Raw genomic sequence first — 14,203 nt, 5'->3', positions numbered from 1 at the left:
TTATGAGCGATACGCCCACCATCATCGAAATGCAGCATATTCGAAAGGTGTATATCATGGGCACCCAACAGGTAGAAGCCCTTAAAGACATCAACATACAAGTAAAGAAAGGAGAATATGTAGCCTTTATGGGACCCTCCGGCTCGGGCAAGTCCACCCTCATGAATATCATTGGTTGTTTGGATACGCCCACTTCGGGACGTTACTTCCTTAACCAAAAGGATGTGAGTCAAATGAACGAAGACGAACTGGCAGAGGTGCGCAATAAAGAAATAGGCTTTGTGTTTCAAACTTTCAACCTGCTGCCACGCATGAATGCCCTTGACAACGTGGCACTCCCGCTGATTTATGCAGGATATAAAAAGTCGGAGCGCATAGCGCGCGCCATGCAGGCACTCGAAAATGTAGGGCTAGCAGATAGGGCACACCATAAACCCAACGAGCTGTCGGGCGGGCAGCGGCAACGCGTGGCTATTGCCCGAGCACTTGTCAACAATCCCAGTATTTTGCTTGCCGACGAACCCACCGGTAACTTAGATTCGAAAACTTCCTACGAAATCATGGAGCTGTTCAACCAGATTCACGCACAAGGCAATACCATTATCATGGTTACCCACGAAGACGACATTGCCAGTTATGCCGAACGCATCGTACGCCTGCGTGATGGTTTGATTGAAAGCGACTTGCCCAATCCGCAAAAAGTGAGATTGCCATGATAGTTGATTTGCGCAGTGATACTGTCAGCCGTCCTACAGCGGGTATGCGCGAAGCCATGCTCCAAGCACCCGTAGGCGACGACGTGTATGGCGAAGACCCCACCGTCAATGAACTGGAAGCTTTTGCTGCACGCTTATTCGGTGTAGAAGCAGCTCTTTTTTGTGTTTCGGGCACCATGAGCAACCAAATAGCCATACGCGCCCAAACACAACCCAACGACGAAGTGATATGCGACCGCCTTTCGCACATCTACTTGTATGAAGGCGGCGGTTTAGCCTCCAACTCGTTGGTGTCGGTGCGCCTAATAGAAGGCAACCGCGGGCGCCTGACCGCCGAACAGGTCGCTGCCCACATCAACCCCGACGACGTGCATTTTCCTGTCAGTCGTTTGGTTTCACTCGAAAATACGGTCAACAAGGCTGGCGGTGTGTGCTATGATTTGGATGAAATCCGTCGAATCAAAGAAGTGTGCCTTAAGCATGGGCTAAAACTGCACCTCGACGGCGCCCGACTGTTCAATGCCATTGTAGCACAAGGCAGCGACCCACAAGACTTCGGTCGGCTGTTCGATAGCCTTTCGGTGTGCTTATCTAAGGGCTTGGGCTGTCCTGTAGGCTCCCTCTTACTTGGTAGCAAAGAACTCATACGTAAGGCGCGCCGCATACGCAAAGTCATGGGGGGTGGCTGGCGACAAGCTGGTATGCTGGCAGCCGCAGGGCTTTATGCGCTCCAACATCACATCGAACGCTTACAAGAAGACCACCGGCGTGCCAAGCTATTGGGCGAATTGCTCCAAGCGCATCCCGACGTGCAGGAAGTGTATCCTGTAGAAACCAACATAGTCATTGCCGAGCTGCGGGCTCCCTTAAAAGCCCATAAGTGGCAAGCCGCCCTCAAAGAACGTGGCATCCTGATTTCTACCTTCGGCGAGCGAGCAATACGTATGGTTACCCACCTTGATATTCACGATGGGCACATTTCCTTTCTGTCGGAAGTGCTACCACGTTTTAGTATCCAAAAAGAGCACAAGTAAAAACAGAAAAAATACAATTTTCATTGAAGTTTTTTTTGTACATTCGCAAGCGTGATGGCAACCAGCCTCCTCCTCTTCACCTGATTAAGATGCACCTTCCATGGCACGTATTTACACAAAAACAGGCGACAAAGGCGAAACCTCCATTTTGGGTGGCACACGACTGCCTAAATCACATATTCGCATCGAAGCCTACGGCAATGTCGATGAACTGAACGCCTATATAGGCTTGCTGCGCGACTTGCCAGAACACAGCGCAAGAAAGGACATCATGCTCGACATCCAAAATAAACTGTTTGTGATTGGCTCGCTGCTTGCTGCCGACCCCGAACGCAATAAAATGGAACTTCCTCCATTGGAAGAAGACGCTATAACCAAGCTCGAAAAGCTCATCGATGACATCAATGAGCGCACGCCGCCTATGCGCTATTTTATCCTGCCGGGCGGACATCTGAGCATCTCCCACACCCATGTGGCACGTTGTGTGTGCCGGCGTGCCGAGCGTGCGGTTGTCGCTTTACATCAACAACAGGCGGTAGATGAGCGCATCATTCGTTTTCTGAACCGCTTGTCGGACTACCTATTTGCCCTTTGTCGTTTGTTGCATGTAGAGCTCAACATAGACGAGACACCTTGGAAACCTTCAAAGCTGTAATTCAAAAATAAACGACCTAATGAACATAGAAATACAAACGACTGCAAAATCGCGTTTGCCCGAAGTGGACTTCGACAATCTGCGTTTCGGGCATGTTTTCTCCGACCATATGCTCGTTGCCGACTATGCCGACGGGGAATGGAAGTCGTGTAAAATAGTACCTTTTGCCCCCTTGACTTTCAGCCCGGCAATGGCTACGCTCCATTATGGTCAATCTATTTTCGAAGGCTTGAAAGCATACAAAAGCGAACAAGGCGAAATTTTGGTTTTCCGCCCCTACGACAACTACAAACGCATGCTACGTTCTGCCGAGCGCATGTGCATGCCGCCCATTCCTGAAGAGATATTTATGGAGGGCTTGCGCGAGCTGTTGAAACTGGATAAAGACTGGATTCCACAACGCGAAGGCTACTCGCTCTATATCCGTCCGTTCATGTTTGCTACCGATGAGTTTATAGGCGTACGCCCATCCAATACGTACAAGTTCATCATCTTTACTTGCCCTGTGAGCAAATACTACATCGAGCCGGTGAAGGTGAAGATAGAAACCCACTACACGCGTGCTGTAGCCGGCGGCACCGGTTATGCCAAAGCCGCAGGCAACTACGCCGCTTCTTTGTACCCTGCTCGTCTGGCACAACAACAAGGTTACCATCAGCTGATATGGACCGACGGCAAAACACACGAATACATAGAAGAAGCCGGCACCATGAATATCATGTTTCGCAAAGACAATCGCATCATCACCGCCCCTCTGAGTGATTCCATTTTGGCAGGCATCACCCGCGACAGTGTACTTACACTCGCCCGCGAATGGGGGTATGAAGTAGAAGAACGCCCCGTACCCGTAAAGGAGATTATTGGTTACTTGGAAGAGGGTTCTTTGAGTGCCGCCTTTGGCGTGGGCACGGCGGCTACCATTGCCCACATCGTAACCATCGGCTACGAGGGCAAGGACTATCAGTTGCCACCTTTAGAAGGACGCGTATTTGCCAACCGTGTGCTCAAAACCCTCGATGACATCAAATACGGGCGTGTGGAAGATACCCACGGCTGGATTTGGAAACCGGAAGCATAATTTTTCCCTCAAAACCATTGCGCCGTATATTTCATTTCTCTATATTTGCATCGCAAATACACGGAGGTTGTAGCTCAGTTGGTTAGAGCGCCAGATTGTGGCTCTGGAGGTCGCGGGTTCGAGTCCCGTCTTCCTCCCCCTAAAAAAGCTGTGATAACTCACAGCTTTTTTTATTTTTGCCCAAGATACGACTGTTTTGCGCCTTCTTATGAAGAAATTTCTCTTTACAGTATGGACCGCCTTCTCTGTTCCCTTTCGACAGCTCACTTCCCAAGATATAAAAGCTCTTGCGGTATGCATGCTGCTTTCTACTGTTTTTTGGTTGTCTGTTACTCTTAGCAAAACCTACAGCACTTCTTATACGCTCCACATACGCTTACTGAGTCAGGTGCATCCTGTGCAAGTAGAAATAAAAGGGAGCGGATGGAGCCTGCTCCGTCTCTCCTTTCGCCCATTGCTTGATACCCTCGCTTTTACGCTACCCTCCGATGTAGATGTACTGCCAGCCCGTCGCCTGCTTCCTATTATCAAACAACATTTTCCCGACGACTTAGAAATAACTATTATCTCACCCGAAAACATAATACTGTACGAACCCTCACGCCTGACAACCAAAAAAATTAGGTTACTCCCTCCTACAGAGCAAATAAACGAGCTGCTTTGCGACAGTTGTTATATAGCATCTGCACCGACAGTGGAACCCTCCCATTTGATTGTAGAAGGTAAGAGCGAGAAAATAAAGCTGCTGCCCGACACGTTGGTGCTTCCACTCTATGCTCTCTCCATCAACGAAGACTTCGATATCTCCTACCGCAGCCGTCAATTGATTTCGCAAAAAGACATACAGCTTCAACCAGATGCCGTCCGTTTACACTTCCGTGTAGGTTATTTTCAACAAATCACCTTGCAGCTGCCTGTGGAGCTGAAAGACTTTCCGGAAAAAGGGCACTGGCAAATACATCCCTCAAAAGTAAAAGTGCAGCTGAGCGGTAAAGCCGAAGATTTGGAAGCACTCAAAACATCGCCGCGGGCAATACAGGCATGGGTATCTTTTGAGGAAAGCAGTTCTCGCGATTCGTTGCGCGTACAAGTAACAACTTCCTTAAACGGCATACAGATAAAGGCAATCACCCCTTCGCAAGTCAAACTATTACAACCATGAAACACCCCTATCAAGTAGGCATCACCGGTGGCATCGGCAGTGGCAAGAGCCTAGTGTGCCGCATTTTGCATCGAGGCTTCGATGCCCCTGTGTATGACGCCGACAGCCGCGCCAAATATCTCATGCAGCATAAACGAGAGCTAATAGAACAAATCATACAACATTTCGGCAAAGAAGCATATACCCCCGATGGGACACTCAACAACGCTTACTTGGCAGAACGCGTCTTTCATGATGTTCAAGCCGTCAAACAACTCAATGCGTTGGTGCATCCTCAGGTAGCTTTGGACTACCAAGCATGGTTGATGACACATAAGCAGGCGCCTTATGTGGTGCGCGAAGCTGCCCTTATGATAGAAAGCGGAGCACATGCTTCACTCGACTTATTGGTGCTGGTAACTGCTCCCGTAGAAATACGCATCCGGCGTGTGCTGCTGCGCGACCCGCACCGCAATAGAGCACAAGTCGAAGCCATCATAGCCAAGCAGATGAGCGAGGAAGAAAAGCGACGTTATGCCCACTATGTCATAGAAAACGACGGCAGCCGCCCACTGCTGCCAGCGGTGGTGGCACTTCATGAGCTGATAAACAAGAAGATAAGAACTAAAAACACTTGATTGTAAACTAGAAAAAGCTTTGTATCTTTGCACCAACTCCCCTTAGGTCTTGTTTTAAAGGGGAATACAAACCAAAACTCTTAGAACTATGGTAAGCTTGGCTAATGTATTGCTCTTCTTGGGAAGCATTGGAGGCACAGAACTCATTCTGATACTCTTCATTCTGTTGATTTTCTTCGGTGCAAAGCGCATTCCTGAATTAGCTCGCGGGCTGGGACGTGGCATCCGCGAATTCAAAGATGCTACTCGTGAGGTAAAAGAAAACATCGAAGAAAGCGTAAAAGAAGACAGCAAGAAGTAAATAACCTAAAAAAGATATCGCTTTGAAAAATTATCTTTCGCTTGCTGAAATACGCCGCGATATAGAAGAGGGTTTGCTTAATTGCGAAACCCTCGTTCGGCATTACCTGAAGAATATAGAAGAGAAAAACCCGCAACTCAATGTATTTGTGAGCGTTTATGCCGACGAAGCGCTCCAAAGAGCCCGCCAGATAGACGAAAAGATAAAAGCAGGCACAGCCGGCAAGTTGGCAGGCTTGGTGGTAGGTTTAAAAGATGTCATTTGCTACCAAGACCACCCACTGCAAGCCGCCAGCAAAATACTTGATGGCTTCGTGTCGCAGTTCTCTGCTACGGTAGTTGAGCGCCTTCTTGCCGAAGATGCTATCATCATTGGGCGGCAAAACTGCGATGAATTTGCCATGGGCTCCTCTAACGAAAACTCCATATACGGAGCTACCCGCAATGCTGCAGACCCAGAGCGGGTGCCCGGCGGCTCCTCCGGCGCCTCGGCAGTAGCCGTACAAGCCGACATGTGCCAGCTCTCTATTGGTTCAGATACCGGCGGCTCGGTGCGCCAGCCGGCAGCTTTTTGCGGCGTAATAGGCTTAAAGCCAACCTATTCGCGCATCTCTCGCTGGGGACTTATCGCCTATGCTTCCTCTTTTGACTGTATCGGCTTGATAGGCAAAAGCCCCGAAGACATAGCCCTCACTTTGGAGGTAGTAGCCGGCGCCGACTCGCACGACAGCACCGTATCGCAGCGCCCAGTCCCTGCCTATGCTCAACTGTTGCAAGATGGGCAAACCCCAAAATATCGTATCGCCTGCTTGCGCGAAGGCGTAGAAAGCGAAGCTGTAGCACCTGCCATACGCCAAGCCATGAAAGCAAGCATTGAAAAGCTGCGTGCACAAGGGCACGAAGTCGAAATTATCGACTTCCCTATACTTCAATACATTTTGCCTACCTATTATATCCTGACCACTGCCGAGGCGAGCTCTAACCTTGCCCGCTATGACGGCGTACGCTACGGCTACCGCAGCCCCCACGCTACCGACTTAGAGAGTCTTTACAAAAAGACCCGTTCCGAAGGCTTCGGCAAAGAAGTAAAACGGCGCATCATTCTGGGTACCTTTGTACTGAGCGCCGATTATTATGACGCTTACTACACCAAAGCACAACGCGTGCGTCGTATTATCAAAGAACAAACAGACAAGCTATTTGAACAATACGACTTTCTGCTGACTCCTACCACACCCGACACTGCCTTCCCCTTGGGGTCTTTCCAAGACGACCCGGTAAAAATGTATTTAGCAGACCTGTTTACGGTACAAGCCAACGTAGTAGGCGTGCCTGCCATTTCCATCCCTGCCGGAAAAGACGAAAAAGGCTTACCTATTGGTATTCAGTTCATTGCCAACCGATTTGAAGAAGAAAAGCTACTAAAAATCAGCCGTATTTTATTGTAAAATTAACTATTTTCTTGCATGATAGGGTGTTTTACCGTAACTTATCGCTCGTGTTTCCGGTAAAACACCCTATAAGTTTTTGAGTTCAAAGTTTATGAAAAGACTACATATACTCTGCTGCTTGTTGGTTATCATCGGTCCATATGTGTGGGCACAAGGTCAAGAACAAAAAGCCAGCTACCCTACAGACATACCTTTGCCACAAGCGGTTGATACGGCGGATGCTCGCTTTCGTGATTATGTGCCCCAACTGCATGAAGCGCTCATCAAAGAGCGCTTGGCATGTGCACAACAAACCATACCGCTTACCTACCACCCGGTAGTACTTCGTTTCATCAAAAAATACCTCATTGACGACCGCCAGCAAACCATTCGTTTTCTACAGCGTGCGCCCCGCTATTTTCCCATTTTCGAAGAAGCCCTGCGCCGTCATAAGCTGCCCGAAGAACTGAAATATTTAGCCATCATAGAATCAGCACTGCTGCCTAAGGCACGCTCTTGGGCATCGGCAGTAGGCTTATGGCAGTTTATGTCCTTTACTGGACGAGAATATGGACTGCGCATCGACCGCTACATAGATGAGCGCATGGACCCCTACAAGTCCACCGAAGCTGCTTGTCTGTTTTTGAAAGACCTTTACAATATGTTTGAAGACTGGCATTTGGCACTGGCAGCTTACAACTGCGGTGCTGGCAATGTGCGCAGAGCCATACGGCGTTCCGGCGATAAAACCTCTTTTTGGGAAATATACCCTTATTTGCCGAGCGAAACCCGTGCCTATGTCCCTTTTTACATAGCCATGGTTTATGTAATGCGCTATCATGAGGCGCACAATATACCCTACCCCCAAGAAGTAGAGCCATTTTTAAAAAGCGACACCATTCATGTACCCCCCAAAGTAAGCCTGCAACAGCTGGCACAAGGCTTGGAGGTACCGCTCGATACCTTGAAAGCACTCAACCCTCAACTGAAATACTACGCTACCCCCCCCTATGGTTCTCAATTTGTCTTGCGTATTCCGGCACATAAGAAAGAATGGTACGCCTTACACCAAGAAGAAATTTTAGACATCAAGGAAGAAGATATTGTACTGAGTAGTAATACACAAGTGCCAGTACAAAAGGTGGCATATACTCCGGGTGCGCATCAAAAAGCTATCTACCACCGGGTGCAAAAGGGAGAAAGCTTAAACATAATAGCGCAGAAATACGGAGTAAGCACTGCCGCTTTGAAACAATGGAACCACTTGCGAAGCAATAATATCTATCCCAACCAGCGCCTCATTGTTTGGGTTTACCAGCCGCAGGCAAGCGACACCTCTTACTACATCGTGCGCCCCGGCGATACGCTTTGGTCCATAGCTCAGCGCCATAATCTCAGCATAGAGCAACTACGTGAGCTGAATCCCTCGCTCAAAGGGAACAATATAGTAAAAGGGCAACGCCTGCGCATACGCTAAGAAACTTCTTTTTTTATGTCTTCTGCCTTCTTTGCCTTATGAAGAAGCAAAAGCAGAAGACATACATTTTTTGCAAAAGTTTTGTTTTTTTGAAAAAACAGTTCCATACGTCATGAAGAAGACTCAATACCGCTTTTTGTTGGGGGGCATACTTTTGTTGGTTGCCCTCTCTGTTGCTTTTATCTTTTGGCAAGGCAGAAAAAAAGAGACAGCAGGCACACGTCCCACCTACCAACCGGCAGCCAGCGGCACTGTAGGTAAAATACTTGTAAGTATGGACCCCACCGCATGGAAAGCAGGCATTGGCGAACAAGTACGCCATTGCCTACAACTGCCTGTGCCAGGACTACCGCAACCAGAGCCTTTTTTTACATACATGTTCATATCGCCGCCCGATTTCGATGGTTTTAAGATATTCCGTCAGGTGTTGTTTGTAGCCGACCTAAGTGATTCTTCGGCTGCCACTCGCCGCATTTTGCGCCTACTCAATCCCGAAGAGTTGCAGCAGTTCAGCGCCAGCAAGCAAACTGCCACCCTGTTTTTGCAATACGACCGCTACGCCAAAGGACAGTTACTCGTTTTTCTTGTAGGCAAAAACTCCCAAGCCCTACAACGCTATTTACAAGACGAAGCCAGCCAAGAGCAGCTGCTCTTTGTCTTTGAAGACCACTTGACTACTTACATGTCAGAAAGCATTCAAAGAGCCAAAGTGCATGCCGTCAGCCTCATGAATACCCTCAAACGAAAGTTCGGACTTAGCTTCTCACTTCCCCCCAACTACAAAGAAGTGCTGAGCGACAAGGACTTTATATGGATAGGCACAGTTTCTGACAATGCCTATCAAAACATATGGATAAGCCGTCTGCCTCTTCGAGCCAAAGAAATGTATGATACTACTTTTATCATTCAGCACCGCGACCGTATAGGCAAGCACTTTTTGCGCTACAATCCCAAGCGCGAAGGCTCTTTTGTGCAAACCGAAACGCGCGTGCCCCTGCATGTCAGAGATACCCACCTCAACGACATCCCCGTGCGGGAGTATGCAGGCTTATGGGTGCTCGAAAGCCGACGACGTGGCGGCGGATTTGTAGGCTATGCCTTTGAGCATAAAGGCTACTTCTACTACATAGAAGCCTACATTTATGCCCCGAGCAGAGAAAAACTACCCATACTTCGCCGCTTAAAGGGTATTTTAAACACCGTGCAACTGTTTGATAACAGAGAAGAAAGCCCCGTAGCGCTCAGATAAACCTTAATTTAGCAGAACTTTATTCGTTAGTCTCTGCCGCTTGCCGTTGCGGTTTTTGCTTGCTTTCGTCCCTAATAGAGCAAAACTAAACTTTTGGTTCAATTTTTTAGCAAAAAAATTGGACTATAAGTTTAGTTTTTATATTATTGTGTAAGCAAAACTACGAGCAAAACCATGAAAGTGAGCAAAATACTCATAAGAAAAATAGGCTTTTTAAGCGCCTTCATTCTACCGGTGCTTTTAATTGCTGGCTACTATCAAGGGGGCATTGGCTACTTCTACCCTCTCATCTTCGCCTTTGTGTGCATTCCGCTCATGGATTACTATGTGGGTGAAGACCGCTACAACGTTCCCCAATCGCTTGAACGTATCCTAAGCACGGAGCGATATTACCGTTTCATCACGCACAGCTGGGCTTACTTGCAAGTACTATTGGTTATGTGGGCTTGCTGGGCAGCGGCTCAGAACCCGTCCCGTCCTTGGTACGAATGGTTGGGTTTCACACTGAGCACTGGCGTAGTAACTGGCGGCATTGGCATCACCGTAGCGCATGAGTTGGGACACAAAAATAACCGGTACGACCAATGGATGGCACAACTCATCTTGATGACGGTTTGTTATATGCATTTCTTCATTGAGCACAACTATGGACATCATGTGCATGTAGCCACTCCACAAGACCCGGCTACTGCCCGACGCGGTGAATCTTTTTACCGCTTCTGGTGGCGCACGGTGGCGGGCAGCTTCCGCAGTGCATGGAATATAGAAAAAAACAGATTGAATAAAGAAAGAAAAGCCTTTTGGAGCATACACAATCGTATGCTTTGGTATGTAGTGCTGCCCTTGCTTTACGTGGGGTTTGTCTTTGTGTTGGTAAGTGCTTCGGTCAATCGTCTTGCCTGGGAGGTCATTCCTTTCTTCTTTGCACAAAGCATAGTGGCTTTCAGCTTACTGGAAGTGGTCAACTATATAGAACATTACGGCTTGGAACGTCGTCAGCTGCCCAATGGGCGCTACGAACGCGTGCGCCCTATCCACTCGTGGAATGCCAGCCACATGATAAGCAACTTCTTCCTTTTCCAATTGCAGCGCCACTCCGACCACCACGCCTATGCCAGCCGCCCCTATCAAATACTGCGACACTTCGACGAAAGCCCCCAACTGCCGGCTGGCTATCCTAGTATGATTCTACTGGCACTGGTGCCGCCTCTCTGGTTTCGCATCATGGACAAAAAACTCGACGAATGGCAAAGCACCTACGGAGCACCCCCAGCTGCCGCTTAACCCATGCCCTTGTTTGTATTTTTGCCCTGCAATACTTACCTTAGGCAAGAGAAAAAAGAAGCAGTAGCGTAAGAAAAGTGAAGCATGTTGCAATGCTATGCCTTGGGCTGCTTTTAAGTACCAGCAGTCAAGCACAACACAAACAAGTGCACCAGTTCTGGAACGATTTTTATACGGCGGCGCTGGCACAAGATACAGCCCACCTGCAGCGCCTGTGTGCCACCGCCCCCCATGCCGAAGACCTCATTCGTAGCATATTGACCCAACGCTACGAAGGCAAGGAGCATACTCACACCGGGCGCTATGCATATTCGTGCAGCACTACTTGTCTGTATTGCACTCCCCTGCCCCAAACGAACAAGGGCGACTGCAACGCTATTGTGCCCTTTATAATGCAGACAACAAACGACACGAGCATCTGGTCGCCGACTGGGCAGGATGCTTTATCCTGCTGTCGCGCAGTGGCAAACAGTAGACACTTACCCACTGGGAAAATCTCAATGAATGGTTATTCTATGACCCGTAAATACTCAAGCATCTACAAATCCAATTTGTCGTGCAATATTTTGAGCGGAACAAGAAACTTATAGAAGAGCGCTTCCAGCTGCAACAAGACACGCTCTATTACGTAAAATCCATCACCATCGACCAGAAAACACATGTGCAAACCTTCAGTAAGGCATTGAGCATACATCAAAAAGCCCACATCTACAAAACGCTTTATACCCCGAAAGCCTTAGAAAACATAAAAATAAAAAAGCAACTCGGCTCCCGTGCATCATACACCTTGGCACAGGCTTCCATACAAACCAATCGCCGCTTTGAGTATGATATACAGATGGCACAAGCGCCTGAGAATATCCAAAGTATTCGCCCCTTACGCGAAAGCCTGCTTCACATTGTGCAGCAGTAATTTCTATGCTTGCTGTTGCCCCCTTCAATATATCTCAATATCTCAAATCTTGTATATTTGCAGCTGTTTTTCAACAAAAAACAATCATGATACCAAAGGAAATTCAGGTGAAAAACAAAGCCGTAGAAAAGTTATTCACTACCGGCTACGATGTCAGTCCGAAGATGATTGAGGACTTGCTGAACATGGAAGGCATTGAAGAGGACTTGCTGCGTATCTTGCAAGATGCGGCTTCACGCCCTCGTTTTTACGCCGACCTCCCTTTAGATGGTGGGCGACTGGCACCCGTGCATGCCATATTACTGCTGCGCCAGATGCATAGCGACCATGCCACTCAATTGATCATGGAGCTACTACGCGGTGATGCATACACCATGGAGCTTCTCTTTGGCGACACCTTTATGCTCGAAGAGATGTGGCCCTTTATCACTTTCTCTGCCAAAAAGCATTTTCAGACTTATGTAGATATGCTGTATCAGGGCGATATAGACCCCTTCTCTAAATTAGCAGTCAGCAGTGGTTTGGCACAAGCGGTTTTCTATGAGCCAAGTGTAGCAAAACAGGTGGAAAATGCCTTTCGTGAGCTGCTCGAACTGTTTATTGAAAATGCAGATGCACTCAAAAACGAAGAAGCTGTATTTGAAGGCTCAGATGCCGACAGCGACATTGAATTTATATCCAATTTCGCATTGGACGTATCGGATACTGGTTTCGAATCGTTGCGCCCTTTGGTCGAGGAGCTTTTAGACCTGCAAATCATCGATACCGACATTGTGGACGAAGTGGACTTGGACTTCAAAGCACGTAAAAAAGAAATACACCCAATACTGAAAGTGTATGAGACCTTCCGCCTTGAAAACGAGAGCGAGATAGAAAAAGCAACTGACAGCAACGAAAAAATTAAGAAAGGTAAACCAACAGACGAAGCATAAAAGCCCAACAAACAAGAGGGGGACGGCAAATGCCTCCCCCTTTTGCTATTCTTTTTTGTCTCCGGAATGAGGAAGCGGAGAGTTGGCAAGCACACTAATCGGTCGGCGCTCTTTATCGATAGCAACAAAGGTAAATGTGCCCGAAATAGCTTTTTCTCTTTCTTCAGCATACATGCTTTCCACGTAAATATCCACACGCACATCCAGGCTGGTATTGCCTATTTTGACCACTTTGCCCACCAATTCCACGATAGTTCCCGCCGGTATGGGCTTCTTGAATTCAATGCGGTCGCTGGCTATGGTTACCACCGGCAGGCGAGTAAAGCGGGTAGCGGTGATGAATGCCACTTCATCCATCATCTGCATGGCGGTTCCTCCAAAAAGTGTGTCATAGTGGTTAGTAAGGTCCGGAAATACAGCTTTAAAAATACGGGTCTCCGAACGCCTTACCTTTTCTTCGATGTAGTTGCTAAAAACGTGTTGCGGCTGCTGAGATTGTGGTAATTTTTCCATGTCGTGTTTTTTTGAATGTACAAAGATATGAGGAGACGCCTTATATCATTGTTCTACCGACGAAAATGTTTGCAATTCCGGATACAATTTGCAAACAAAGCCCTCATTGCACATCTTTTCTTTATTGTAAACCAGCATGTTACCATCTAAGTCCAACACCACGCCTCCGACCTCTTCCACGATAACCTGCCCAGCTGCCGTATCCCACTCCATCGTGGGTCCGGTGCGCACGTAAATATGGGCTTTCCCTTCGGCTACCCTCGCAAACTTCAAGGCACTGCTCATGGGCACAAAGTGCTTTACTGGCAAGCCGAGTAGCAGCTCTTTGTCTTTGGTGCCCTGGTGCGATTTGCTAATGAGCGCTGTCAAATAAGCCGGCATGGGTGGGCGCTTCAATGCTTGCGGGCGCCCATGGTGTTCGATATAGAAAGCTCCTTGCCCCCGGATGGCATAATAAAGTGTGTCGTAAGCCGGCGCATATAGAATACCAACTACCGGTAATTGCCCTTCGACAAGTGCCACATTGACGGTAAAGGTTTCTTCGCCACGAATGAATGATTTGGTGCCGTCGAGGGGGTCTATAAGCCAGAACTTACCCCAACGCCGGCGCTCTTCATAAGGAAGCATGGGGTTTTCTTCCGACACTACCGGATGCCCACTGTAGCGTTGCAACATATGCGTCAAGACAGTATTCGACTCACGGTCGGCTACGGTCAAGGGCGAATCATCTTTTTTTTGTTCTACTTGTAAATGTGCCGAACGAAAATAGTGCATAATCACCGCACCGGCTTCATATACCGTTTCTATGATTTGTTGTAGTTCTATGTCCATAGGTTAAAACTT

At 48.1% G+C, this 14,203-nt stretch carries 17 protein-coding genes and 1 tRNA gene; 15 read left to right on the top strand and 3 right to left on the bottom strand.

The genetic code is table 11. The annotated features are described in order from the left end of the window. Window positions 1-2: 2 nt before the first annotated feature. The 12 genes from FHS56_RS09940 (at window position 3) to FHS56_RS09885 (ending at window position 11,002) form a co-directional block, all read left to right on the top strand. The gene (locus tag FHS56_RS09940; RefSeq protein WP_166920359.1) at window positions 3-716 is read left to right on the top strand and encodes an ABC transporter ATP-binding protein; all 714 of its coding nucleotides are present in this window, start codon (window positions 3-5) and stop codon (window positions 714-716) included. Further along, the gene (gene ltaE, locus FHS56_RS09935; protein ID WP_166920357.1) at window positions 713-1,750 is read left to right on the top strand and encodes a low-specificity L-threonine aldolase; all 1,038 of its coding nucleotides are present in this window, start codon (window positions 713-715) and stop codon (window positions 1,748-1,750) included. Before FHS56_RS09940 ends, ltaE begins: the two co-directional genes overlap by 4 nt. A 100-nt stretch (window positions 1,751-1,850) precedes the next feature. Then, window positions 1,851-2,405, top strand: a complete 555-nt coding sequence (locus FHS56_RS09930; RefSeq protein ID WP_166920355.1) for a cob(I)yrinic acid a,c-diamide adenosyltransferase — start codon at window positions 1,851-1,853, stop codon at window positions 2,403-2,405. Window positions 2,406-2,424: 19 nt separating this feature from the next. Beyond that, the gene (locus FHS56_RS09925) at window positions 2,425-3,483 is read left to right on the top strand and encodes a branched-chain amino acid aminotransferase (protein WP_208409674.1); all 1,059 of its coding nucleotides are present in this window, start codon (window positions 2,425-2,427) and stop codon (window positions 3,481-3,483) included. A gap of 62 nt (window positions 3,484-3,545) precedes the next feature. Beyond that, window positions 3,546-3,621: transfer RNA gene (locus FHS56_RS09920), tRNA-His, on the top strand. A 70-nt stretch (window positions 3,622-3,691) separates the two neighbouring features. Next, entirely contained in the window at window positions 3,692-4,645 is a 954-nt protein-coding gene (locus FHS56_RS09915) for a hypothetical protein (protein ID WP_166920353.1), read from the top strand. Next, a complete protein-coding gene (coaE, locus tag FHS56_RS09910; protein ID WP_166920351.1) occupies window positions 4,642-5,262 on the top strand; it encodes a dephospho-CoA kinase in 621 nt (206 codons plus the stop codon). Before FHS56_RS09915 ends, coaE begins: the two co-directional genes overlap by 4 nt. A gap of 88 nt (window positions 5,263-5,350) precedes the next feature. After that, window positions 5,351-5,563, top strand: a complete 213-nt coding sequence (locus FHS56_RS09905; protein ID WP_166920349.1) for a Sec-independent protein translocase subunit TatA/TatB — start codon at window positions 5,351-5,353, stop codon at window positions 5,561-5,563. 22 nt (window positions 5,564-5,585) lie between these two features. Continuing rightward, window positions 5,586-7,010 (top strand): Asp-tRNA(Asn)/Glu-tRNA(Gln) amidotransferase subunit GatA, encoded by a 1,425-nt coding sequence (gatA, locus tag FHS56_RS09900; RefSeq protein ID WP_166920347.1) that lies wholly within the window; start codon window positions 5,586-5,588, stop codon window positions 7,008-7,010. A 94-nt stretch (window positions 7,011-7,104) separates the two neighbouring features. Beyond that, a complete protein-coding gene (locus FHS56_RS09895; protein ID WP_166920345.1) occupies window positions 7,105-8,469 on the top strand; it encodes a lytic transglycosylase domain-containing protein in 1,365 nt (454 codons plus the stop codon). Between the two features lie 112 nt (window positions 8,470-8,581). Next, on the top strand, window positions 8,582-9,718 hold the full coding sequence (locus FHS56_RS09890; RefSeq protein WP_166920343.1) for a DUF4837 family protein: 1,137 nt from the start codon (window positions 8,582-8,584) through the stop codon (window positions 9,716-9,718). A 174-nt stretch (window positions 9,719-9,892) separates the two neighbouring features. Then, window positions 9,893-11,002 carry an alkane 1-monooxygenase gene (locus FHS56_RS09885; protein WP_166920341.1) on the top strand — a complete coding sequence of 370 codons (1,110 nt, stop codon included), beginning with the start codon at window positions 9,893-9,895 and terminating at the stop codon, window positions 11,000-11,002. Between the two features lie 113 nt (window positions 11,003-11,115). Here FHS56_RS09885 and FHS56_RS09880 read toward each other — a convergent pair whose 3' ends face one another. Further along, entirely contained in the window at window positions 11,116-11,289 is a 174-nt protein-coding gene (locus FHS56_RS09880) for a hypothetical protein (RefSeq protein WP_208409673.1), read from the bottom strand. Window positions 11,290-11,315: 26 nt separating this feature from the next. On the opposite strand from FHS56_RS09880, the gene FHS56_RS09875 reads away from it, so the two are divergent. From FHS56_RS09875 to FHS56_RS09865, 3 genes are all read left to right on the top strand, one after another. Then, entirely contained in the window at window positions 11,316-11,477 is a 162-nt protein-coding gene (locus tag FHS56_RS09875; RefSeq protein ID WP_166920337.1) for a hypothetical protein, read from the top strand. A gap of 81 nt (window positions 11,478-11,558) precedes the next feature. After that, window positions 11,559-11,915: a hypothetical protein gene (locus FHS56_RS09870; protein ID WP_166920335.1), complete on the top strand. Its 357-nt coding sequence runs from the start codon at window positions 11,559-11,561 to the stop codon at window positions 11,913-11,915. 86 nt (window positions 11,916-12,001) lie between these two features. Further along, a complete protein-coding gene (locus tag FHS56_RS09865; protein ID WP_166920333.1) occupies window positions 12,002-12,847 on the top strand; it encodes a hypothetical protein in 846 nt (281 codons plus the stop codon). Window positions 12,848-12,892: 45 nt separating this feature from the next. Here FHS56_RS09865 and FHS56_RS09860 read toward each other — a convergent pair whose 3' ends face one another. Further along, the gene (locus FHS56_RS09860) at window positions 12,893-13,360 is read right to left on the bottom strand and encodes an acyl-CoA thioesterase (protein WP_166920331.1); all 468 of its coding nucleotides are present in this window, start codon (window positions 13,358-13,360) and stop codon (window positions 12,893-12,895) included. A 45-nt stretch (window positions 13,361-13,405) separates the two neighbouring features. Next, entirely contained in the window at window positions 13,406-14,191 is a 786-nt protein-coding gene (gene cysQ / locus FHS56_RS09855; protein WP_166920329.1) for a 3'(2'),5'-bisphosphate nucleotidase CysQ, read from the bottom strand. Between the last annotated feature and the right edge of the window lie 12 nt (window positions 14,192-14,203).

The organism is Thermonema lapsum, assembly GCF_011761635.1.
Taxonomy (GTDB): Bacteria; Bacteroidota; Bacteroidia; order Cytophagales; family Thermonemataceae; genus Thermonema; species Thermonema lapsum.
The sequence above is the reverse complement of the archived record's forward strand: the minus strand, read 5'-3'. Positions and strand labels throughout refer to the sequence as shown.